General features: G+C 45.7%; 27 protein-coding genes. 6 read left to right on the top strand and 21 right to left on the bottom strand.

The genetic code is table 11. The annotated features are described in order from the left end of the window. The first annotated feature begins 168 nt into the window (after positions 1–168). A complete protein-coding gene (locus tag DOM22_RS06810) occupies positions 169–861 on the top strand; it encodes a PAP/fibrillin family protein (RefSeq protein ID WP_142699646.1) in 693 nt (230 codons plus the stop codon). Positions 862–863: 2 nt separating this feature from the next. On the opposite strand, the gene DOM22_RS06805 is transcribed toward DOM22_RS06810, so the two are convergent. The 3 genes from DOM22_RS06805 to DOM22_RS06795 form a co-directional block, all read right to left on the bottom strand. Then, positions 864–1,235, bottom strand: coding sequence for a hypothetical protein (locus tag DOM22_RS06805; protein WP_142699645.1), 372 nt, complete (start codon positions 1,233–1,235; stop codon positions 864–866). Next, positions 1,235–1,873 carry a 3D domain-containing protein gene (locus DOM22_RS06800; protein WP_168196592.1) on the bottom strand — a complete coding sequence of 213 codons (639 nt, stop codon included), beginning with the start codon at positions 1,871–1,873 and terminating at the stop codon, positions 1,235–1,237. Before DOM22_RS06800 ends, DOM22_RS06805 begins: the two co-directional genes overlap by 1 nt. A gap of 241 nt (positions 1,874–2,114) precedes the next feature. Next, positions 2,115–2,369, bottom strand: coding sequence for a glutaredoxin domain-containing protein (locus DOM22_RS06795; RefSeq protein WP_142699643.1), 255 nt, complete (start codon positions 2,367–2,369; stop codon positions 2,115–2,117). Positions 2,370–2,432: 63 nt separating this feature from the next. Here DOM22_RS06795 and DOM22_RS06790 point away from each other — a divergent pair, with 63 nt between their 5' ends. Then, positions 2,433–3,083, top strand: coding sequence for a class I SAM-dependent methyltransferase (locus tag DOM22_RS06790; RefSeq protein ID WP_142699642.1), 651 nt, complete (start codon positions 2,433–2,435; stop codon positions 3,081–3,083). A gap of 25 nt (positions 3,084–3,108) precedes the next feature. Here DOM22_RS06790 and DOM22_RS06785 read toward each other — a convergent pair whose 3' ends face one another. The 8 genes from DOM22_RS06785 to DOM22_RS06750 all read right to left on the bottom strand — a co-directional run bounded on the left by DOM22_RS06785 (position 3,109) and on the right by DOM22_RS06750 (position 9,755). Beyond that, positions 3,109–4,050, bottom strand: a complete 942-nt coding sequence (locus DOM22_RS06785) for a hypothetical protein (RefSeq protein ID WP_210415702.1) — start codon at positions 4,048–4,050, stop codon at positions 3,109–3,111. Between the two features lie 81 nt (positions 4,051–4,131). Then, positions 4,132–5,214 (bottom strand): tRNA-dihydrouridine synthase family protein, encoded by a 1,083-nt coding sequence (locus DOM22_RS06780; protein ID WP_246845875.1) that lies wholly within the window; start codon positions 5,212–5,214, stop codon positions 4,132–4,134. A 54-nt stretch (positions 5,215–5,268) separates the two neighbouring features. Next, positions 5,269–5,775 carry a DUF6580 family putative transport protein gene (locus tag DOM22_RS06775; protein ID WP_246845874.1) on the bottom strand — a complete coding sequence of 169 codons (507 nt, stop codon included), beginning with the start codon at positions 5,773–5,775 and terminating at the stop codon, positions 5,269–5,271. Positions 5,776–5,800: 25 nt separating this feature from the next. Continuing rightward, positions 5,801–7,735 carry an acetate--CoA ligase gene (gene acs, locus DOM22_RS06770; protein ID WP_142699639.1) on the bottom strand — a complete coding sequence of 645 codons (1,935 nt, stop codon included), beginning with the start codon at positions 7,733–7,735 and terminating at the stop codon, positions 5,801–5,803. 43 nt (positions 7,736–7,778) lie between these two features. Beyond that, the gene (locus DOM22_RS06765; RefSeq protein WP_142699638.1) at positions 7,779–8,564 is read right to left on the bottom strand and encodes a sulfite exporter TauE/SafE family protein; all 786 of its coding nucleotides are present in this window, start codon (positions 8,562–8,564) and stop codon (positions 7,779–7,781) included. Positions 8,565–8,580: 16 nt separating this feature from the next. Further along, entirely contained in the window at positions 8,581–9,015 is a 435-nt protein-coding gene (locus tag DOM22_RS06760) for a DUF6691 family protein (RefSeq protein ID WP_246845873.1), read from the bottom strand. 1 nt (position 9,016) lies between these two features. Then, complete coding sequence (locus DOM22_RS06755) at positions 9,017–9,439, bottom strand: YeeE/YedE family protein (protein WP_246845872.1); 423 nt, start codon at positions 9,437–9,439, stop codon at positions 9,017–9,019. A 1-nt stretch (position 9,440) separates the two neighbouring features. Then, positions 9,441–9,755 carry a rhodanese-like domain-containing protein gene (locus DOM22_RS06750; RefSeq protein WP_142699636.1) on the bottom strand — a complete coding sequence of 105 codons (315 nt, stop codon included), beginning with the start codon at positions 9,753–9,755 and terminating at the stop codon, positions 9,441–9,443. 132 nt (positions 9,756–9,887) lie between these two features. Between DOM22_RS06750 and DOM22_RS06745 the strand changes: the two genes are divergently transcribed. Continuing rightward, positions 9,888–10,754, top strand: coding sequence for an MBL fold metallo-hydrolase (locus DOM22_RS06745; protein WP_142699635.1), 867 nt, complete (start codon positions 9,888–9,890; stop codon positions 10,752–10,754). Here the strand turns inward: DOM22_RS06745 and DOM22_RS06740 are convergent. The 3 genes from DOM22_RS06740 to DOM22_RS19890 form a co-directional block, all read right to left on the bottom strand. Further along, the gene (locus DOM22_RS06740) at positions 10,737–11,333 is read right to left on the bottom strand and encodes a Crp/Fnr family transcriptional regulator (RefSeq protein WP_142699634.1); all 597 of its coding nucleotides are present in this window, start codon (positions 11,331–11,333) and stop codon (positions 10,737–10,739) included. The genes DOM22_RS06745 and DOM22_RS06740 overlap by 18 nt on opposite strands. A 150-nt stretch (positions 11,334–11,483) precedes the next feature. Continuing rightward, on the bottom strand, positions 11,484–13,397 hold the full coding sequence (gene dnaK, locus DOM22_RS06735; protein ID WP_142699633.1) for a molecular chaperone DnaK: 1,914 nt from the start codon (positions 13,395–13,397) through the stop codon (positions 11,484–11,486). Positions 13,398–13,932: 535 nt separating this feature from the next. Then, positions 13,933–14,106 (bottom strand): hypothetical protein, encoded by a 174-nt coding sequence (locus tag DOM22_RS19890; protein ID WP_168196591.1) that lies wholly within the window; start codon positions 14,104–14,106, stop codon positions 13,933–13,935. A 369-nt stretch (positions 14,107–14,475) separates the two neighbouring features. Between DOM22_RS19890 and DOM22_RS06730 the strand changes: the two genes are divergently transcribed. Further along, on the top strand, positions 14,476–14,748 hold the full coding sequence (locus DOM22_RS06730; protein ID WP_142699632.1) for a hypothetical protein: 273 nt from the start codon (positions 14,476–14,478) through the stop codon (positions 14,746–14,748). Positions 14,749–14,868: 120 nt separating this feature from the next. Here the strand turns inward: DOM22_RS06730 and DOM22_RS06725 are convergent, their stop codons facing one another. Both DOM22_RS06725 and DOM22_RS06720 read right to left on the bottom strand, forming a co-directional pair. Then, positions 14,869–15,861, bottom strand: coding sequence for an HNH endonuclease (locus tag DOM22_RS06725; RefSeq protein WP_210415701.1), 993 nt, complete (start codon positions 15,859–15,861; stop codon positions 14,869–14,871). Between the two features lie 380 nt (positions 15,862–16,241). Then, complete coding sequence (locus tag DOM22_RS06720; RefSeq protein WP_142699630.1) at positions 16,242–16,850, bottom strand: M15 family metallopeptidase; 609 nt, start codon at positions 16,848–16,850, stop codon at positions 16,242–16,244. Positions 16,851–16,963: 113 nt separating this feature from the next. Between DOM22_RS06720 and DOM22_RS06715 the strand changes: the two genes are divergently transcribed. After that, positions 16,964–17,419 (top strand): SRPBCC domain-containing protein, encoded by a 456-nt coding sequence (locus tag DOM22_RS06715; protein WP_142699629.1) that lies wholly within the window; start codon positions 16,964–16,966, stop codon positions 17,417–17,419. Here DOM22_RS06715 and DOM22_RS06710 read toward each other — a convergent pair. From DOM22_RS06710 to DOM22_RS06700, 3 genes are all read right to left on the bottom strand, one after another. After that, positions 17,398–18,048, bottom strand: a complete 651-nt coding sequence (locus tag DOM22_RS06710; protein ID WP_142699628.1) for a CatB-related O-acetyltransferase — start codon at positions 18,046–18,048, stop codon at positions 17,398–17,400. The two genes, DOM22_RS06715 and DOM22_RS06710, sit on opposite strands and share 22 nt — an antisense overlap. 76 nt (positions 18,049–18,124) lie before the next feature. Beyond that, complete coding sequence (locus DOM22_RS06705) at positions 18,125–18,514, bottom strand: hypothetical protein (RefSeq protein WP_142699627.1); 390 nt, start codon at positions 18,512–18,514, stop codon at positions 18,125–18,127. Next, a complete protein-coding gene (locus DOM22_RS06700; RefSeq protein WP_168196590.1) occupies positions 18,511–18,897 on the bottom strand; it encodes a hypothetical protein in 387 nt (128 codons plus the stop codon). Before DOM22_RS06700 ends, DOM22_RS06705 begins: the two co-directional genes overlap by 4 nt. A 34-nt stretch (positions 18,898–18,931) precedes the next feature. On the opposite strand from DOM22_RS06700, the gene DOM22_RS06695 reads away from it, so the two are divergent. Then, positions 18,932–19,582 (top strand): YkgJ family cysteine cluster protein, encoded by a 651-nt coding sequence (locus tag DOM22_RS06695; protein ID WP_142699626.1) that lies wholly within the window; start codon positions 18,932–18,934, stop codon positions 19,580–19,582. Positions 19,583–19,584: 2 nt separating this feature from the next. On the opposite strand, the gene DOM22_RS06690 is transcribed toward DOM22_RS06695, so the two are convergent. Next, positions 19,585–19,944, bottom strand: a complete 360-nt coding sequence (locus tag DOM22_RS06690; RefSeq protein ID WP_142699625.1) for a nucleotide pyrophosphohydrolase — start codon at positions 19,942–19,944, stop codon at positions 19,585–19,587. Positions 19,945–19,946: 2 nt separating this feature from the next. Further along, the gene (locus DOM22_RS06685) at positions 19,947–20,573 is read right to left on the bottom strand and encodes a DNA-3-methyladenine glycosylase I (RefSeq protein WP_142699624.1); all 627 of its coding nucleotides are present in this window, start codon (positions 20,571–20,573) and stop codon (positions 19,947–19,949) included. Between the last annotated feature and the right edge of the window lie 16 nt (positions 20,574–20,589).

The following is a 20,589-nucleotide window of genomic DNA, read 5'->3' as shown; positions in this document are numbered from 1 at the left end:
ACATATTGATCGGCAATTTGTGAGATGAAATATAGCGATTCTCAGAGGGAAACTGTCAAAACTCTTTGATGCGACTCCAGACATGTGTTCAGAGTGCGGGAATACAATTGAACTTCACTTTTCAGCCTCAATTAGAGACTTCATACTCTGAATTCCAGGAGGTCCTGTATGAAAATGAAACGTTTAGCCACCGCGATCTTAATGGCACTATCATTGGGAATCACATCCCACGCCATGGCCGGCGGCAGTCGCGATCGCGTCGCCGAACTTAAACAACAGATATTGGAAATTTCTCGCGCGGCTCAAGGAGAGTTTGACGGCGACGACAACAGCGCCGATGTGCGCGCGCAATTAAATCCGTTAGTCACCGAACTTGTGAGCCTCGTCCCTGCCCGCACTGAAACAGAAAAACTTCCCCAAGTCGTGGGATCGTGGCAGCAAGTTTGGTCGGACGGCCCCGGTGGCGGAGTGCCTGGCGCCGGAGCTTTAGCCAATGCAGTTTTCCAAGTGGTATTTCCTGATGGTTACTACTGGAATGTGGCAAAGAATAAATTTGCTGGTATTGAAGCCATGGGATTTTTACGAGGAAAGTTTGCTATAGACACTGACAAACTCAATATTGAATTTACAAAATCCGTGGGCGCACCCAACTGGGTTGCCGCAGGAACTGAATCCTATTTGCTGGCAATGCGTGCGGAAGTTGGAACTTATGATAAAATTCCCACACCTGGCCCGATTGGTAAAAAAGGATTTTTAGCTAACACATATGTGGATGAAGATATTCGCATTTGCACAGGTGGCGGCGAAGATTTTGGAACCGGAACCTATTTGTACGTGTTAGAGAGAAAATCGCAGTTCTAGAACTAGCGCTTTTCCCCCTGATGGAAAGCATCGTTACGAGCTTTGCGAAGGCCTTGGCAAGAAGCTGGGGCCGATTTACCATAGCAGACCTTGCTAATCTTTTGGGACATGTCACTCCACTTTTGCAGGCTTTTGCCAGCAGCCAAAATATCATCCTTAGAAATATCGTTCAGCGCAGAAACTTTCGGAATCTCCACAATCAATTTTCCTAAGTAATAAGCCTTTTGTTCTTTGGTGATATTTTTAAACTCATCATAATCCATCACATAAAATGGACCGTCTTCAGGCTCGACACCTTCTTCTTCAGCTGGAGGGGCTGCGTGGGCGATGACACTTAAATTCAAAATCATCATGAGGCTAATAAACTTTTTCATTATTGCACCCCTTGGCCCGAATGAGTTGGAGCCGCATCAGAACCACCGCTTTGAATGATCTCTTCCAGATCCGGGCGCTTCAGTTTGGCGGCTTTCCAGAAAACCTCCATTTTGCGCACAGCTCTTTTATATTCTGGATTGATCACACGGTCTTCTTCTCTCTTTTTCATCTCAGAAGGCTTGTACTTGGGAATTTTCACAAACTTTTTAGCATCGATACAAACTGTCTTATCCACCAACGGAACATCTTGATTTTCGACGTTACCAAAGGAAGTCGCATTGACGGGAGGATTGCCGACAAAGAAATCAAATTTATTGCGACCTTGAACAGCCCCACCCGTGTCTTCGATCAGAAAATATCCTGGATGAGATACGATTTTTCCATTGGGTAGCTTCACTTTTTTTCCGTGCATTGCAGGCATAGAGATCACCGTCCCCATCCTGTTGAAGTCTTCATCCGCAGCAATGGAAATAAACGGAATAATGCAGGTACCAGCTTTACCTCTACCAGTTTTACACCCTTGACGTGAAAGCCCATCCATATTGTACAGAGTTGTGGTCGCGATATTACCCGGGCACAGCGCAAAAGCAGACTCGCCCGCAAGAATAGCAACTAAAATCGTTAGAATGGACTTCATAAGAAATCTTCCCTTTAGCATTCAGAAAAGTACTGCAAGTTAGGGACCCGTCCTACCTGCTCTAGATTGGAGTCAGCTGCGAAGAAACTTTGCAACTGTTGTAAACTCTAGACACTTTTATAGTTTAGCGCGGGTGTATCAGATGGAGAAAATCTAACTGCGCGGAAGAATGGAACTAGACTCGTTTCACAAGGGACTCGTAAGGACTCCCGAGTGAAACCCAGTCTTAAGTAGGATGGAATTAGCCTTTTAACATTTCATCAAGCTTGCCCTCTTCATCGAGAGCTTTCAAATCCGTATAGCCACCAACAAGTTTGCCGTTGATCAGGATGATGGGTACTGTTCTCCAACCTGTTTCGTTTTTGATGCGATCAATTTCTTCAGGTTTGTCAGTGAGGTCGATCACTTCGAAATCGATTCCCTTATTCGTCATAAAAGTCGTTGCGCGATCACAGTAAGGGCATGGATTCTTTTTATACATAAGCACTTTAGCCATGTGACACCTCTTTCCAGTTTCTTTTTGACATAATTTCCAGAAAAGGACAAGGTCTTGGACAGTATGAAGTGTCTACTCTGCGAAAACCCAGATTCAGCCCGTTTCAAGGTCACAAAAAAACCTGAGCGCAGTTATTTTCACTGCGACAATTGTGATTTGATATTTATGGCTCCTGAGGAGCGCATGACCGCGGTCGAGGAAAAAGCGCGCTACGATTTTCATCAAAATGAGGATCAGGCAGGTTATCGGGCCTTTCTTTCCCCACTGATGAAAGATGTTGAAGACTACGCTGCAAAATCAGGAAAAGCTGCGAACGATCTTCAGCTTTTGGATTACGGCTGCGGACCGACGGCTTTCTTGGGGGCGTGCTTCGTCGCCAAGGACTTTCAAGTTACGAACTATGATTTGTATTATCAGCCCGACCAGGATGCTTTAAAGAAATCGTACCACATCGTGACCTCTACCGAAGTGTGGGAGCATTTGCAAAATCCTAAAATCGATATCGAACAGCAACTGCGCATGCTAAAAAACGGCGGCATCTTAGCAGTCATGACTTCCGCTCACAAAGGCGAGGCGCACTTTCATGACTGGCACTACCGCCGTGATCTGACTCACGTGTCGTTCTTTTCTGAAAAGACAATGCAGTGGTTTGCGCAGAAATATAATTTGAAAACAGTGAAGGCCAAGAGCCCTTACTGGGTTTTTAAAAAGTAATTCGACCTCTCAAAAACCCACCAGATTATTTTTTGCAAACCTCAGTTGAAGAGGTCGATGCCGAAACGGAAGTCGCGACGTTTCTTGACGGTTTTGAAGAATCAACCCGCGCAACTAACGCCAGCATGCTGACGAAAAAAATTCCGATATAAAAAAAAGTGAAGTTTTTTGGCTGCATTAATAGCTGAGCCATAGCTCGCGCCTTATCAGCCCAGGAACGGCGCCAATACAGAAGATCTTCTAAAGATACAGTGAACATTCCTAACAGGACGGTGCCCACACAGGCCGCCATGCAAGCAGCCCAAGTTCCTAAAAACACCTTTGCCCAAGTGCACGACGTGAACCGATGCAATTTTTCAACTGTCGCACCGACCGCAAAAGGGAAAATAGTGAAATATAAAATGAAGGCAACCAAGTTAACGAGAAACACCACCGACACCATGCGCGTGAGACTCGTTATTTGCATGGAATACTGCCCTTTCGGGGCGATCTTAGCTTTTGCCTTTTCCAACTCCCGCATCACTTCTGCAGCGTCGATAGAAGGATTGCGATGTAATAGCTCCTGCATAAAGGGAAGCGCTTCTGGGCTATAAAGCATTCGAGCTAACAAGACTTTTTTTCCGTTCTCTAATCTAAATTGAAGATTGGAGCGTTGGAGAAACGAAACTGATTTAATTGAGTGAACTGCAACTGAAAAGCTTTTTAGCCCATGTGCTTGAATATTCAATGTGTCGTTTTCAAAATCAGCGACAGTGGGCTCTAAACCACGCTTCATGACCGCTATGCAAAAAGCAGTCACCAGGAAAAAACCACAGACCACCAAGATGCTCTCAAAATCAGGCTTTTGAATAACCTCGTAAAGAAAAAGAGCCGAGGCATATAAAAGAAAAATGGGTAAAACAGAAATGCCGAAAAAAGCTCTGGCACTGAATAGCGAATCCGACAAAGTGAAACGATTAGATGTCATCAATCCCCCGCTCGATAAGCATAAAAGGGATTTTTATCTTTCACAATTTCAGGGAACGTAAGATCCCAATTTGAGACGAAGTTATTGGCGAAGCTCTGTTCGTAAAGACATCTCATGCGGGACTGCGAAAAACTTTGCGACACCTTCAAGCATTTCGTCAACATTACGTGCCTTCGCACACACCCCGGTTAACGCATTACCAAACGCCAACCACACGCTGGTTGTGCGCACATAGAAGCGCACTTTTCTCATCGCGCGCTCTTCGCCAAAATAATGACGACTGCGTTCGATCAACTTCACTAACACGCGACCGTACTCGGCACCCTCTTCTTCAGCAGTGCGCGGAGCTTTAAGGCCTTCTTTACCAGCGGGAGCTGCAAAACCCAACTCCTCACCCAATTGCCACAACATCCATGGACGAGCGGCCAATGCACGCCCCGACATCGCCATGTCACAGCCGGTTTCAGTTAACATCAAGATTGCGTCTTCGACCGTTTGCACATCGCCGTTCCCGATCACGGGGAAATCCACCGCTGCATGCAAAAGTTTGATTTGCTCCCAGTCCGCCCAGCCACGACGCTTTTGCGCAGCCGTGCGCGGATGCAAGCACACCCACGCAGCACCAGAGTTTCTTAAGCCACCTACAAACGTTAGCAATTCATCCAACTCTTTGGTCGAACCCACTGCACGAAGCTTCACACTAACAGGAACTGTGGAATTTTTGACGGTCATGCGCACGACTTCGGCGGCATAATTTGGATCACCCATCAGGGCCACACCGTAATTATGCTTTAAAGCTTTTTGCACAGGACAACCCATGTTGATGTCGATGGCTTCCGCACCCCACTCGATCAGACGCTTTACGCTGTCTGTGATAGCTTGCTCCTCGTTACCAAGGATTTGCGGAACCAGGCCCGGCTCGTGGGCCGCACGCATGGTTTCAGGAGTCGTTTCAAGATTTTCATCAGGAATACGGCGAGAGTTCAACATTTCAGTCGGCCAGATCGTGTAGGCTCCCTCAGGCAAATACTCGCGCATCACTTCACGTAAAGCCACGTGAGTCAGCCCTACCATCGGTGCCAAACACAGAGGGAAGTTAACTTTGCCATTTAGGATCGGTCTATGCAGACCTAGTTTTACCGAACTCATAACCGCCAGAAACAAAAAGACTCCCAAGCGGGAGTCCTTAAAAAATACTTTAATTTAGATAACTCAGCTTTACGCCAATTTACCCGCTGGAGAGAAAGCGTACTTTTTCACCAACTCATAACCACCGAACATCACCGCAGAGAAGAACAAGTCCCCTGCTACTTGATAACCAAAGAATGGAATCGCAGCGACGTAGCACTCAACCAAACCTTTGAAAGTCGGAGCGTACATGCCATCCATGATCCAAACACCAAGATTTGAAATCAGGAAGAACACCGAGCTTGCAACCAAAGACAAACCACCGATGCGCGCCACTGATTTTTTCTCAGTCAAATACCAGCCCATCATCACGATCAACGCGAAAGCGGCATAGACAAAGAATGTTGTGGAGTGAAAACCACCCAAGAACAAATCGCTCAACATCAACGCTGCCAAGGGAACTGCCATCGACAATCTTTTGTCAGAAAAATAAGCGCCACCGAATAAAGCCATGGCACCAATTGCAGTGAAATTCCACGGGTGCGGGATCATACGAGAAAATGCCGCGCCCAAAACCATTACGATAAGAGTCATCATGCGTGTAGTCATGCCCAGGAACCTATCACTTGTTCATTCGGTTGTCTACAAGCTCCTGAACCACTCCGGGCTCAGAAAGCGTGGTGATGTCACCCAGCTGATCTGGTTGATTTTCCGCGATTTTTCGCAAAATTCGACGCATGATTTTGCCCGAACGGGTCTTTGGCAAACGCGGCGCCCACTGGATTAAATCCGGGGTGGCGATGGGCCCAATCTCTTTACGGACCGTTTGAATCAGCTCTTTACGCAGGTCTTCTGATGGTGTGATTCCCGTTTTCAGGGTCACGAAAGCATAAATCCCCTGCCCTTTGATATCGTGAGGATACCCCACAACAGCAGCCTCTGCGACGTTGTGATTTGCAACCAAGGCCGATTCCACCTCCGCGGTTCCCATGCGATGACCTGAAACATTGATCACGTCGTCAACACGGCCGGTGATCCAGTAATATCCATCGTCATCGCGGCGACATCCATCACCCGTGAAATAGTATCCTGGATAAGCTGAGAAATAAGTTTCTTCAAAACGTTTGTGATCCCCGTAAACCGTGCGCATTTGACCCGGCCAAGAATCAGCGATCGCCAAAACTCCTTCGCCGGCACCGTCAATTTTCTTACCTTCAGGCGTTAGCAAATGAGGCTGCACACCAAAGAACGGCAAAGTTGCTGAACCAGGCTTAAGCGGTGTCGCACCCGGCATCGGCGTGATCATAAAACCACCCGTTTCCGTTTGCCACCAAGTATCCATGATCGGACAACGTTTGTCGCCGACCACTTCGTAATACCAAATCCAAGCTTCAGGATTGATCGGCTCGCCGACAGTTCCCAAAATTCTTAATGAAGAACGATCACAGTCCTTCACCCATTTATCTCCTTCACGCATGAGCGAGCGAAGCGCAGTTGGCGAAGTATAGAACAAATTCACTTTGTGTTTTTCAATGATCTGCCAGAAACGCGACGGTGTTGGATAGTTTGGAACACCTTCAAAGAAAAGTGTCGTCGCGGCATTTGCCAAAGGTCCATACACGATATAACTGTGACCCGTCACCCAACCCACATCGGCCGAGCACCAGTAAATATCTTTATCATGATAGTCGAATACGTATTGGTGAGTCACACTGGCCCACAGCAAGTAGCCACCTGTCGTGTGCAACACACCCTTGGGTTTCCCTGTGGAACCGGACGTATAAAGAATAAACAAAGGATCTTCTGCATCCATTTGTTCAGCTTCACACTGATCACTCACTCCTTGAACCATGTCGTGATACCAAACATCGACAGCATTCATTTGCACTGCAGAGTTGGAGTACTTCACCACCAAAACTTTTTCAACAATGCCAGCTTTTGCCACCGCTTTATCGACGTTGTCTTTTAGGGGAACTGATTTACCACCGCGGCATCCAGAGTCTGCAGTGATGATGAACTTAGATTTACCATCCAACAAGCGATCGCTGATAGAGTCCGGAGCGAACCCACCAAAGACCACCGAGTGAACAGCACCAATACGCGCGCAAGCCAGCATCGCATAAACTGTTTCCAAAATCATCGGCATATAAATTGTCACCACATCGCCTTTTTTCACGCCCATCTTTTTAAGAACGTTGGAAAAACGGCAAACTTCTTGGTGAAGTTGTTTATAGGTGATTTTTTTAGCGGCGGTATTGATATCATCCGCTTCCCAGATCAACGCGACTTTGTCGCCTTTGGTTGCCAGATGACGATCAATACAGTTGTAGGCAACATTCAGTTTCCCACCTTCGAACCATTTAATGCTAACGGGCTTTTTGAAAGAAGTATTTTTAACTTTGTCCCATTTTTTAAACCAGTGCAGACGCTCGGCTTGCTCGGCCCAAAAGCCCTCAGGATCCTGAACGGATTTTTGATACATGCTTTTGTATTTTTCTGGTGTGATGATCGCATTTTTTTCTAAAGAAGGATTGATGGGATAAACTTCATTGTGCATAGAAACCTCTCGAATATTTATCCTATTCCCCTCGAGAGTGAGGTCAATAAGAAAACTGCGACATAAAAATCAACGCACCGACAATAAGAACGAAGTACCCAAAGAGAGGTTTTAATTTTACATCAGAAGTATTTTGTCCCCACTTTAATCCTACGATGATTCCGGCAATTGCCAGGATTGAAATTTTCAATACAAACACAAAATCCATCGCCACACCGCTGATAGCATCGCTTAAGAATCCAAACAGTGAATTGAAGGCGATCACTCCCAACGAAGTACCGACAGCAATCTTCATCGGCAAACGACTCATAACGACCAAAGCTGGCACAATCAGAAATCCCCCCCCGGCCCCCACAAATCCAGTCACCGCCCCGACACCCAAGGCTTTCACAGCGGACAGCCACCACGGATCCTGAAGTTTTTGTTCCACATCTTTCTTACCCGGGCGAATCATGGCAATAGACGCCAACAACATGACCAGCGCAAAGGCCGTCATTATCAAAGTGTCTTTACTGAGAGTCATAAAGCCAAAATCCAAAAAACCCGGCATCAGAGGAAGGAGCACTCGCCGAACTAAAAGAACACCCGCAAGGCTTGGAATCGCAAAACTCATCATTGCAGAGAAACTTACTTGCTTAAGGCGGGCCGCACGCACAAAGCCCACTAAACTTGTCAAACCGACAATAAAAAGAGAGTACAATGTGGCGGTCGCGGCTGGCAGTTTAAAAATATACACTAACAAGGGAACAGCCAAAATCGAGCCCCCGCCCCCAAGAAATCCTAAAGACACCCCAATAAGGGTTGCGCCAAAGTATCCGAGCAGTTCCATGAGGCCTCCCTTAACCTTAAGACTTGATCCAGCGCTGATATCCACGCTGCAAAATCATTCCTAAAAACATAAATACGACAAATAAAATCGCACTGTTCGAGCCAGCACCTAACGAAGTCAAAGCGGGCCCAGGACAATATCCACCGAGGGCCCAACCAAAACCAAACAAGGCACTCCCAAGCATCAACGGTTTGGTGATTTCACGGGAAGTCGGAACATGCCATCGAGTATCTAACAAAGGAGAAGTCTTTCTTCTGACTAAAAAATACACCACGGCATTCACCGGGATCGCTCCCAGCATAACAAACATCAACGAGGGGTCCCAGCCTTGTCCTAACTGAAGAAATCCGATGACCTTTTGAGGTTGAGTCATTCCAGAGATTCCCAATCCCAATGCGAAAATAAATCCGACGATAAGGGAGGCTCCAGCCTGAATATGTTGTCGCTTCACTTTACACCCCCAAGAACGACTTTAAAATCGTCGCCGTGATCATACCCACCAACATAAAAATAATCGTTGCGATCAGGGAGCGTGGGGATAATCTTGAAATTCCACAAACGCCATGCCCGCTGGTGCAGCCGCTTCCCAGCACTGTACCAAATCCCACAATCACTCCGGCGATGGCGATCATCACCTCGGAACGTGCACTCGTGTTCGCAAACATCTCGGCTTGGAAATACGCCAATACTACTCCACCCGCAATCAAACCCACAACAAAGGTGGCTCTCCACAAGTAGTCGCCTTTTTGCAAAGTTAAGAGCCCATTCGCTATGCCACTGATTCCCGTCACGCGGCCATTTAAAACTAGCATCAACGAAGCCGCGAGCCCGATCAAAGCACCGCCCGCAAGTGCCATAAGAATTGATTGCATCATATTATTGATTCTCCTTTTCGTAACCCAGCTCATTCCAGCGGAGCATCCCTCCGACCAGATTATAGGTGTTTCTATAGCCTAACTCTTCACTTGCCAGAGTCGTCTGTCCAGAGCGAGCCCCACTGCGACATACGAAGACCATTTCCTGATCATGTCTTTGGGTCTTTAAAAAGTTCTCCAATGCTGGCCCCAAAGTGACAAGCTCAGAGCCCTTAATATGCCCGAGCTCGCCCCGATACTCCTCGGGTGTACGCACATCGATGATTCTGATCTTTTTGAGCATTTTATGCAGATCCTCACATGTGATTTCGCGCATATTTTTTCTCCTTCACATGTAGACATCCTAAAGCTATTCTTGGCAGACCCATTATGATGACCGACATAACGAACCCCATTCGATTTGGAATATTGTGGGACATGAGCCAAGGCACAAAAAAGGAGTCTCTTTATGAACAAGATCCGTATTCAACACTTCTTTGACTCGGCGACATTTACACTGACCTATGTCGTTCACGACCCAAGCACCCTTGATGCTGTTATTATCGATCCTGTATGGGACTATGATCCTGCAACATCAAAGCTTTCAACTCAATCCATGGATCAGGTCGTCGCTTATATCAAAGAAAATAAGCTGACTCCCCACTTTGTGCTAGAAACACATGCCCACGCGGATCACCTCTCCAGCTCGCAACTGTTTAAAAATATTTTTCCCGGAATCAAAGTAGCGATTGGTGAACGAATCACTGAAGTGCAAAAACTGTTTAAGCCGGTCTTCAACATGCCCAAAGACTTTAACGTCTTTGGGGCCGACTTTGATATCTTGTTGAAAGAAAATGAAGTTCTAAACGCCGGATCGATTCGCATCAAAACATTTTTCACTCCCGGCCACACTCCCGCCTGCGCTTCCTATTTGATAGAAGATGCATTGTTCACGGGAGACGCGATTTTTATGCCGGACTCTGGAACTGGCCGTTGTGACTTCCCCGCCGGAAGTGCCGAGGCTTTGTTTGATTCGATCACTAACAAAATCTATACGTTGCCTGACGAAACCCGCATTTTTGTTTGTCACGACTATCAACCGCAAGGTCGCGAGCTGCAATATCAAACAACCGTGGGTGAGGAAAAGGCTAAGAACATTCAACTGAAAGCAGAGACCACAAAAGATCAGTTTATAGAGTTCAGAACCAAGCGCGACGCCACGTTAAGTGCACCAAAACTATTGCTACCGAGTATTCAAATTAATATTCGCGCAGGTCACTTGCCGGCTCCCGAAGACAACGGAACCAGCTATATCAAGCTACCCTTGAGACAGTAGCTCTTCTTTTTTCAAAATCACAATTTCACGGCCTCGTTGTTCAATGAGGCCGTCTTCCACAAATTTTGCCAGAGTGCGAATGACGGTGGCGACTGTGGTGCCACAGAAGTCCGCGATTTCCTGGCGAGTCCATGAATGCGTGGGATGAAGATCTTTGAAATAGACCACGGACTCCGCAATCCGCGCGGTCACATCTTTTTCAGTCAATACCACTTGCTTTTCTTCAGAACGACGAAGCTCGGTGGCCAGCGTTTGCAACAGCTTCTCGGCCAGATCACAGTTTCCCTTCATACGCACGCGCATCTCATCCTTCGATAAAACCAAGACGGTGGTATCGTCCAGAACTGTCGCAGAGGCATGGTAAGGTTCTTGAGCGAAAAAACTGCGGTGTCCAAAAATCTGATTCTTCTTAAATAAGCGCAGCAAATGATCTTTACCGGACTCACCCCACACGACGAGGCCGACCAACCCTTCTTTCAAAAAATAGATATTTTGGGGATTTTCACCCATCTTATAAATCACATCGCCTCGTTTGAATTTCTCAACACGAGCATCTTGAAAGATCTGAATCAATTCCATAGACCTATTTTAAAAGGTACGGACTTACCTAAGCAAGGAAGGACACATCTTTGCGATGCAACAAGAAACAGGACTTGGCACCCAAAAAAAGCCCCCGGAGTTTCCGCCGGGGGCTTAGTGGTTTTTTACAAGTAATTACGGGAGGAACGATTAGTTCACGTCTTTGTAATCAGCGTCGATCACGTCGTCGCCGTCAGCTTTTTTCTCGCCACCGGCTTCAGCACCTGCTGCACCACCTTGACCAGCGTCACCACCTTGAGCTCCTTGCTTTTTGTAAAGCTCAGAAGTCATTGTGTGAGTCAAAGATTGAAGCTTGTCGAAAGCTGCTTTCAATTCGTCAGCAGATGCACCTTTGTTCTCAAGAACTTTTTTAGCATCGGCGATCGCATCGTTCGCAGTTTTAACTTCAGCCTCTGGCAATTGAGATCCAGAATCCTTGATCAATTTCTCAGTTTGGTAAACCAAGTTGTCCAAGTTGTTTCTGTGAGTCACTGCCTCCGCTTTCTTTTTATCTTCGTCAGCATGACCTTCAGCATCTGCTACGGCCTTTTTGATTTCCTCTTCAGACAAACCACTTTGTGCCGTGATTTTGATCTGCTGAGTTTTACCAGAAGACATGTCTTTCGCAGATACGTGCAAGATACCGTTCGCGTCCATGTCGAATGTTACTTCAACTTGAGGAACGCCACGTGGAGCTGGTGGAATACCCACTAGTTCGAAACGACCTAGCGTTTTATTGTCGCCAGCCATCTTACGCTCACCTTGAAGAACGTGGATGTCCACTGCTGGTTGGTTGTCTGCTGCTGTCGAGAACACTTGTGATTTCTTAGTAGGAATCGCTGTGTTGCGCTCGATAAGCGGAGTCATCACACCACCCAAAGTTTCGATACCAAGTGAAAGCGGAGTTACGTCTAGCAACAATACGTCTTTCACGTCACCGGCAAGGACGCCCCCTTGAACTGCTGCACCGATCGCAACAACTTCGTCTGGGTTCACTGTGCGGTTTGGCTCTTTACCGAAGAAGTCTTTAACTGCTTTTTGGATTGAAGGGATACGTGTTGAACCACCCACCAATACCACTTCGTCGATTTCAGAAGCTTTCAAGCCAGCATCAGCCAAAGCTTTGCGGCAAGGCTCCATAGAGCGTTTTACTAGATCTTCAGTCATTTGATCGAATTTTGCGCGAGACAATTTCGTTTGCAAATGCTTAGGACCTGTTTGATCTGCCGTGATGAACGGCAAGTTAATTTCAGTCTCTTGAGCAGATGAAAGTTCGATTTTTGCTTTCTCAGCTGCTTCTTTCAAACGTTGAAGAGCCATTTTATCGTTTTTCAAATCGATACCTTGGTCTTTTTTGAACTCAGTGATCAACCATTCCAAGATAACTGTATCGAAGTTGTCACCACCCAAGTGAGTGTCACCGTTCGTAGAACGAACTTCAACAACACCGTCACCAACTTCTAGGATGGAGATATCGAATGTACCACCACCGAAGTCGAAGATAGCGATCTTCTCTTCTTTTTTCTTATCCATACCGTACGCCAATGCCGCCGCTGTTGGCTCATTGATGATACGTTTGATTTCAAGACCTGCGATACGACCAGCATCTTTCGTAGCTTGGCGTTGAGAGTCGTTGAAGTAAGCTGGAACAGTCACAACTGCTTCAGTTACCGGCTCGCCCAAATAGTCTTCCGCAACTTTTTTAAGTTTCGCAAGAACTGCGGCACCGATCTCCTCTGGAGATACGTTTTTGCCTTGAACTTTGAATGCACAGTCATTGCCTTTAGCGACAACAGTGTATGGAACAAGTTTGATTTCTTCAGCGATTTCTTCGAAACGACGACCGATGAAACGTTTCGCAGAGTAAATTGTGTTCTCTGGATTCGTCACAGCCTGACGTTTAGCGATTTGACCTACAAGACGGTCACCGTCTTTAGTGTATGCGACAACTGAGGGAGTCGTGCGGGCGCCTTCTTCGTTCACAAGAACTTTGGCTTCTCCGCCTTCCATAATAGCGACGCATGAGTTAGTCGTCCCTAAGTCGATACCAATGATTTTACCCATGTTTGAATCTCCTTGAATAACAGCCTACTTTGGAACTTCTTCTGCTGTAGGCAACCGTGGTTTAAAGCTTGAATAACACAGGATAAATGTGGGTTCGGATGGCATTCCGTCAAGCTGCCCGATTACTTTTTTTCAAGTCTCTGAAGCAGTTATTTTTGCCGTGTATAATCAAGGACTTAGAAAATGCACGTTTAATGCTAGTAGACAGCCCTAGTCACACATCCAGGAATCGAGTCTATCTAACGCAAAACATCATTTCTTCCTGAGAGACCTTGGATCCTTTTTGATACGACGAAACTCAGCAGGTAACTTTTTGGCCAAGCCGGGGGTGATCCACTCCACTCCTTGAATGCGCGCGGAAAGATGCTCTCTCAAATTCGTTTCGAAATAGAAAACACGCCGCTGATAATCAATGCGCAGGTTAGAACGAACCAGCTCACCCCAGTTGCAGGGGATTTTCTTTCCCGGCTTTGCATAGATTGAAAAAATCGCGGCGACTATAGGTTCTTCTACACTCCCGAACTCGTACCAGCTCCTAGAATGCACGAACGACCCTGGCCATATCATCTTTTGACATCAGGGCGTTGCCTGAGTTCACAAACAAAATCACCAAGGTTTTGGTAGGAGCTTGTTTTTCAGACTGGGCCACTGCGACTGCTCCACCAAACATCATCAATAAGCTGAAGATAAATTTTAAAAGCATCGCCAATGTTATCCTGGTGGTTGCGGCGTTATGAAAGCGAATTTGATGACGTATTTTTAATTATATTTGGCAAAATCTTACGGACATTTAACTCGTGTTACCGAACACCTTGAGTAATTATGGTCCTTCGCTCTTCCCTTAAAAATACAAGTTCCTTAAGAACAAGAGTCCCTCTAGGCCCTGGTGAAACCCTTCATTCCCAGGGCCATTTTTTTTGTGGGTTGACGGGTTTTCGGGATGTCACCTTGACGACAAGTTCTGTCATCGTCAGCGTTGAAATGTTTGTACAGGCGTTCACAACGAATCACATTCGATATTTCGCTTTGATGGTCCGCATGTTCACACCTGAGAAATATTCAACCAAAGGAGTTCACCATGAAGTTACTTTTAGTCGTTTTAATGTTCATTGCACCAGTTCTGTCACATGCCGATGATAAATCGAATACGAAGTCATCCTCGGAGCAAACCGCCAATACCAACTCTCCAGCGGAGAGAGAAAACATGCACAACGGAGACGCGACAAAAGAACGCAAAGACCCATCCTCGTCAGCTTTTAAAAAGCACCGAGGCGATGCAAGTCGAGGTAGCCAAACGAAGCCTAAGGGAACAAGCACCGATGAACCTGTATCTCCACCGATGGGGAAATAATTTTCTTATTCTTTCTTTTACGAAGCCAAATCCAACCTTGGCGACAATTTATCTTCTAATAATAGAATCCCCGGCTTCCGTAACCGGGGATTTTAACTCGCGCTACCCAGAAATGCTGCATCAATATTTTGATAGTCTTAGTCTGCGAGCCTCTGACAGATTGTGCGTCCGGCACAAAATACGGAAGTTCTGGATATCATTTGTCCCACCCATTGCCAAAGGTAGCTTGTGATCCACTTGAAGCTGATACTTGCTTAAACAGCGTTGCCCATCCCCATGAACGTATTCACAATGATGATTTGATTTTGCCAAGAGCATGCGACGATTGGTTGTTTTGATGTGCTTGCGTTTATTAATTCTCTCGCCTTCGTTTGCATTTTTCTTAAGAACAAATTCTGCAGATTTTGAATCTTTCGCGGCTACGTCCACTGAAGCGCGTTGCCTATTTTCATTCGCAACATTAGGTTTCACTGAGTTTAGATCCTTGTTATTCTTTTGACCCAGTTTCGTTTGGATTTGCTTTTTCGCCAAATATGCAAATAACTCTGCCCACGTTGGGCTCGGCAATGCGTGCGATAGCAAATCTTTGGCGTGTTCAAGATCCGCCATTTGCTCTGGCGAAAAACTGATCTCCATACGGAGGGAATCATCACGTTGAGATTTGATTGTTTCATGCATTTGAATTGGCTGGTTAAATTCAATTGCTAGAATTTTCTGAGTTTCCATACTGGATTTCTTCTGAATCAACTCAAGCACCTCTTCAGTTTTTTCCAATGAGACTGCATTACCATTTTCCAGCTCTTTGGTTAGGCATTTCTGCACCCGGTGAAGCTGAGTCAAATTAAGATCGCCATTTTCAATCGCTTGATTTAGCTGAGGAACTTTCTTTAAAAGTCGCGCAGCCTGAATCCGACGATAGGCCGCGTCTTCGGAGTATTGCAAATGGCTGATCATATATTTAAACAGAGAGGTAAAGCCCAAATCCAAATACAGCCGACGAGTCTCAACCTCAACCAGATGCCTCAAAATCAAATGAGTGATTTTACGCTCAGTCCGCGCCAATTTCTCCACTCGATTTAAAAGCTCCGCATTTGATACCGATGTTAAATCCATACTTCCTCGTTTTGCTTTAGGGTTGGCCATTTGCATTTAGGATTTATAGCATGGGTTTTAAAAACGAATTATTCGGTCAATTGAGTTTGCTGCCCCGGTTTACAAAAGCATTCAAAAGGCGTTCGTATACGTTCTATAAGCCTATCCTGGAATAGAATTTCTGGAATTCACCAAGCTTCTCGCAATAACGATAAAACACTCTGACAAAGCCCATAAGAAATTGCAAAATCACGTCAAATAAATTTTCAATTACATTACTTTTAATGACACATCTTTTCTTGGTAGAGCGGGTAAATTTTAAATCTTACGCCAGCTAGGGGAAGATCTATCTTCCAAATGAGACGACGGATTTTACTAAGCCTGCCCCCCTGGCAGCTGAACTACTCCAAAATCGGATGCTTACCATGAACTTGGTCTTTGGGAAGAGCGTTGAAGTGCCACCACTCGTGCTCCAGAACTTTGAATCCTTGGTCTTCGAGCAAGGTTCGCAGAATCATACGGTTACTGTACTGCAGTTGAGTCAATTCGCCGGACTTCAAAAATTGCGATTCCAATTTGGGCTGAGCAAGATCCCTGAAATCATCAAAGCCAGTGCCCATGTCCAAATAATCTCCGTCACGTTCTTTCAAAGTCAGATCCAGGGCCATGCCAAAATTATGCAAAGAACCTGGAAATGGAGGAGCGACATAATTTTGAAAAGGTGTACCTTCCAGGTGCTTGTAAAACTGCGCCTGAATTGTACGAGGACGAAGAGCATCCCAGATTAAAAACTTCAAGCGTGGATGTTTGCGTTTCAACTCTGCACAAGCCCGCATGAACATTTCATAAGCCAAGGGAGAAACAAAACAGCGATTGAACCCGTGATAGACATCAAAGTTCATAAAGTTATCAACCGTTGCGTACTTAAGCTCCAATGAAACTTGATCAGATTCCTTGATTTCACGAAAGTTTTTTTCAATCCACTCAATTTGTTTCTCAAATGACGTCATACAAACACTTTACAATGAAATCGACTTCATTCAATCATTAAAGAATCTAGAATCCCACTAAAACAGCATTTGAATGCTGGCAAATCAGCTCTAACTCGAAAACGGAGGCCACTATGATTCCTGAATTTGAAGTCTGGATCATCATACAAAAACCTATCCAAGATGTTTTCAATGCCGTTTACGATAACAACCAAATCAGCAAGTACTTCTCCACCGCAGGCGCGTCTGCTCCGCTGAAAGAAGGCACGACGGTGCAATGGGAATTCGCTGACTTCCCAGGGCCTTTTCCAGTTAAATCAAAACAAATCATTACAAACAAATTAATCGTCATTGAATGGGGAAATCCATCGGGCGAGGGCCAAAATACCGTCGAGTTTCGGTTTGAAGCCTTAAACGCCGGCGAAACCAAAGTGAAGGTCTCTGAAACCGGCTGGCAAGAAACCGAAAAAGATATCAAGAATTCCTATGGCAACTGCATGGGCTGGTCACAAATGATCTGTGCTATGAAGGCGTATTTGGAATATGGAATCAATCTAAGAAAAGGCGCCTACAAAACCACGGGCGCCTGAGTTTTACGTTTTTCCCAAAAGCGATAAAGAGCGACGATGTCATTGTTAGTCAGCAGTGGCATCGCTTCCTCCAAGGTTTCTTTTGACCAATCCCACCAATTCATTTCCATCAGCATGGAAATTTCAGGATCCGAGAATCTTTTGCGGACGACCTCTCCCCCACCAACAACAATCGTATAGGGCTCAATATTTTTGGTAACCATAGTCCGAGCACCAATCACGCAACCATTTCCCACTCGAACTCCCGGCATGATCATCGCTTCGGCGCCGATCCACACGTCATGACCGATAACCGTGTCACCGGCAGGACGATAGGAGTTCGCTGCTTTTTGAAACGTGGGATCCTGGGTGATGAAAGCAAAGGGATAGGTTGAAACCCATTCTTTACGATGCCCTTGATTCCCGCCCATCAGAAAGCTGACACCAGAACCAATGGAACAGAACTTCCCGATATAAAGTTTATCCACATCAGAACGATCGTTTGGCAAATACCAAGCACAATCATCAAAAGAATGCCCATGATAATAGCCGGAATAGTAGCTGTACTCGCCAACAATAATATTAGGATTTGTAGTTTGCTCTTTAAGAGATTTGCCTGCAAAAGGGGATGCAAAATAATTATTACTCATGCCTTAAGCGTATGCACTGGCGGAGAGACGCTCAAGAAAACAATATCAAGTCCCGCATAGTACACACTTTGGACTCTTAAGGCCTTGCGAACTTCACCATCTTCTTTACGGCATTTGTTAAAAAATAAACCACAGAGCACGAGGCAAACGCCGCCGCTCCCAAACCTCCCCCGATGCCTTTCGCATAAGGAATGAGGAAAGTGAACACCAGAGAAAAAATCAAACTGGCAATTAGCACTCTTCTCCAGCCCAGGCGGGATCTATCAGTCATGCCGACGAAGGTGGCTCCGAAAAAAGCCGCCTGTAAAGCTCCGTCCCAATTGATACCAGAATGTTGCAAGATCACGACGAATATCAACGTCGGCAAAGCGGAAGCACGCACCGTCGGCCAATGTTTTGTATGAATTAAATAATAAGTAACCTGCGCACTTAAAGACGCAACAGCCATCACACCGAAAAGGGTCATACCATCACCTTTAGCGCGAGTCCCAAAAGCGAAGAGATAAACGCAATCAACCCCAAACGGCCGCCCATGCCTTTGAAATAACGACTCATTGCAAAGTAAATCAAACTGCCCATGGCCGAGACCACAAGGATCTGCCAAAAACCTTGATCCGTAATTTTAGAACCCATCGCCACAAATGCACCCATGTAGATATTGGCGTGCACATGAGTTTTTTCAATGCGCTTGGTTTCTGGAATAAACGTCCCCAGCAGCCCCGTCAAGGCGGCCCCCATTACTGGCGTCATCCCCAGTTGTGCTTGAAAGTAAAAACAGGACATACATCCCAAAAGAAATGTGAAGAATTTCAGCAACCAAAGCTGAAAGTACTGAAGTGGCAAAGTCATGGCATATCCTAGCAAACAAAGTTAAACTCTTACAATGACACTTCCTGATTTTTTAAAGCAGCATCCCCGCCTGACACGGTCTTTTAAAGAGTTCGTGCATGGTTACGAGACTCAGTTGGATGCTGAAACTTTTAAAGCTTTCCTCTTATCCTTGGATAACGAGCTTTCCCGCATCAGAGATGACTTAATGGAAGTGCCAACCGGAAGCTTGCGCGCCCGCGCCCTTCACGCCCTGGTCGAAGAAGAAATTGATTCCGAAAAAGATATTCAAATCAGCTGCCGCAAAGGTTGTTCGGCTTGTTGCCATATGGAAGTGGAAGTGACCAGCCACGAGGCCCGCATCTTGGGAAATTTGGTAAAAGAGGGTCACGCAATTGATCGTGAACGACTAAAAAAGCAAAGCCAGCGCGAACTGCAGGATCCCCAGTGGAAACAAGGAAAGCGCAATCTTGATAACCCTTGTGTATTTTTAAATGGTGAAGGTTCTTGCAGCATCTATGAACATCGTCCGGTGATGTGCCGCAGACATTCAGTGACCACGCCTGCAAAAAATTGCGACACATTGGATGCCAATATTACGGTTCGCTATTTTCCCAAAGTGGATTTATATATCAGCGCAGCCAATGAAGACAGTGATATGACTATCGGACCGATGGCCAAAATGCTTTCCATGGAACTGGCGTAAAACTATTCGTTATATTTTTTGTTAGAGCCTTTAGCCGTTTCAACGGGATATTTCGCCGCATTCTTAGCGAGCTTTTTATTTAAAGCCCCGCCCAAGTCGATTTGATTCATCTGTGCAAAACGCAGGACAAAGAAAAATACGTCCGCCAGTTCGTCAGACACTTTTTCTTTAAACTCCGGCGAACCCATTTTTTCTTGGATTTGAGCTTCGGTTTTAAAACGAAACAGATCCAAAAGCTCGTTGGCTTCCGTAGACATGCCGATCGCTAGATCTTTGGGAGGATGAAATTGATCCCAGTCCCGCTCTTCGCAAAACTTTTGAATCACTTTAATCAAATCTGAAACGGAGTCTTGCTGAGCCATATTTACTTCTTCTTTTTAGGTTTGGCTTTAATTGGCGATTTCGTACCAGCAGGTTTCTTAGCCACCTTGCCGTTCACTTTCATTTCGCGATTCCACATCGGCTTAGCTTTAAGGACTTTTTTGTAAATCTCGCAACTTGGATCGTGGGCTCCGGCCAGGTATCCCGCACTTTGCAGGAATTCATTCACGATTTCGCCGCCGGTGAATTTAAAAGTTTTCTTAAAAAGTTTAACCCATTCTTCCTTAGTTAAAGGATGGTGATGTTCGATCCATTTTTTGAAGGAGCCAAATTCTTTCTGCAGTTCTAGGATCGTCTTGGCATTTTCAATGGCTGCATTGATTTTTAAACGATTGCGAATGATACCGGGATCATTCATCAGGCGCTTGCGGTCGGCAGCTTTATAGCCGGCAACTTTCTTGATATCAAAGTTATGATACGCCTTACGGAAGGTGTCCTGCTTTTTAAGAATTGTTTCCCAGCTAAGGCCTGCTTGGTTGATTTCCAAAATCAAACGACAAAACAATTCGTCGTCCGAATGAATTGGAAAACCATAGGCCTTGTCATGATAAGGTTTGTGAATCGCCTTTTTTTCATCAGACATATGCTTCAGAGCAGAACAGTAAGACATCTAGAACCTCGGATGT

This window comes from Bdellovibrio sp. ZAP7 (genome assembly GCF_006874645.1).
Taxonomy (GTDB): domain Bacteria; phylum Bdellovibrionota; class Bdellovibrionia; order Bdellovibrionales; family Bdellovibrionaceae; genus Bdellovibrio.
Note: the sequence above shows the minus strand (reverse complement) of the source record. Positions and strands in the feature narration are given on the sequence as shown.

What these genes read in the sequence shown, in the direction of transcription:
- DOM22_RS06725 (WP_210415701.1), bottom strand. Translation starts at nt 15,861, where the DNA reads ATGGATTTAACATCGGTATCAAATGCGGAGCTTTTAAATCGAGTGGAG.
- DOM22_RS06810 (WP_142699646.1), top strand. Translation starts at nt 169, where the DNA reads ATGAAAATGAAACGTTTAGCCACCGCGATCTTAATGGCACTATCATTG.
- dnaK (WP_142699633.1), bottom strand. Translation starts at nt 13,397, where the DNA reads ATGGGTAAAATCATTGGTATCGACTTAGGGACGACTAACTCATGCGTC.
- DOM22_RS06745 (WP_142699635.1), top strand. Translation starts at nt 9,888, where the DNA reads ATGAACAAGATCCGTATTCAACACTTCTTTGACTCGGCGACATTTACA.
- DOM22_RS06740 (WP_142699634.1), bottom strand. Translation starts at nt 11,333, where the DNA reads ATGGAATTGATTCAGATCTTTCAAGATGCTCGTGTTGAGAAATTCAAA.
- DOM22_RS06755 (WP_246845872.1), bottom strand. Translation starts at nt 9,439, where the DNA reads ATGATGCAATCAATTCTTATGGCACTTGCGGGCGGTGCTTTGATCGGG.
- DOM22_RS06765 (WP_142699638.1), bottom strand. Translation starts at nt 8,564, where the DNA reads ATGGAACTGCTCGGATACTTTGGCGCAACCCTTATTGGGGTGTCTTTA.
- DOM22_RS06695 (WP_142699626.1), top strand. Translation starts at nt 18,932, where the DNA reads ATGACACTTCCTGATTTTTTAAAGCAGCATCCCCGCCTGACACGGTCT.
- DOM22_RS06700 (WP_168196590.1), bottom strand. Translation starts at nt 18,897, where the DNA reads ATGACTTTGCCACTTCAGTACTTTCAGCTTTGGTTGCTGAAATTCTTC.
- DOM22_RS06685 (WP_142699624.1), bottom strand. Translation starts at nt 20,573, where the DNA reads ATGTCTTACTGTTCTGCTCTGAAGCATATGTCTGATGAAAAAAAGGCG.
- DOM22_RS06805 (WP_142699645.1), bottom strand. Translation starts at nt 1,235, where the DNA reads ATGAAAAAGTTTATTAGCCTCATGATGATTTTGAATTTAAGTGTCATC.
- DOM22_RS06710 (WP_142699628.1), bottom strand. Translation starts at nt 18,048, where the DNA reads ATGAGTAATAATTATTTTGCATCCCCTTTTGCAGGCAAATCTCTTAAA.
- DOM22_RS06720 (WP_142699630.1), bottom strand. Translation starts at nt 16,850, where the DNA reads ATGACGTCATTTGAGAAACAAATTGAGTGGATTGAAAAAAACTTTCGT.
- DOM22_RS06785 (WP_210415702.1), bottom strand. Translation starts at nt 4,050, where the DNA reads ATGACATCTAATCGTTTCACTTTGTCGGATTCGCTATTCAGTGCCAGA.
- DOM22_RS06795 (WP_142699643.1), bottom strand. Translation starts at nt 2,369, where the DNA reads ATGGCTAAAGTGCTTATGTATAAAAAGAATCCATGCCCTTACTGTGAT.
- DOM22_RS06750 (WP_142699636.1), bottom strand. Translation starts at nt 9,755, where the DNA reads ATGCGCGAAATCACATGTGAGGATCTGCATAAAATGCTCAAAAAGATC.
- DOM22_RS06790 (WP_142699642.1), top strand. Translation starts at nt 2,433, where the DNA reads ATGAAGTGTCTACTCTGCGAAAACCCAGATTCAGCCCGTTTCAAGGTC.
- DOM22_RS06730 (WP_142699632.1), top strand. Translation starts at nt 14,476, where the DNA reads ATGAAGTTACTTTTAGTCGTTTTAATGTTCATTGCACCAGTTCTGTCA.
- acs (WP_142699639.1), bottom strand. Translation starts at nt 7,735, where the DNA reads ATGCACAATGAAGTTTATCCCATCAATCCTTCTTTAGAAAAAAATGCG.
- DOM22_RS06715 (WP_142699629.1), top strand. Translation starts at nt 16,964, where the DNA reads ATGATTCCTGAATTTGAAGTCTGGATCATCATACAAAAACCTATCCAA.
- DOM22_RS06775 (WP_246845874.1), bottom strand. Translation starts at nt 5,775, where the DNA reads ATGATGACTCTTATCGTAATGGTTTTGGGCGCGGCATTTTCTCGTATG.
- DOM22_RS06800 (WP_168196592.1), bottom strand. Translation starts at nt 1,873, where the DNA reads ATGAAGTCCATTCTAACGATTTTAGTTGCTATTCTTGCGGGCGAGTCT.
- DOM22_RS06705 (WP_142699627.1), bottom strand. Translation starts at nt 18,514, where the DNA reads ATGACCCTTTTCGGTGTGATGGCTGTTGCGTCTTTAAGTGCGCAGGTT.
- DOM22_RS06690 (WP_142699625.1), bottom strand. Translation starts at nt 19,944, where the DNA reads ATGGCTCAGCAAGACTCCGTTTCAGATTTGATTAAAGTGATTCAAAAG.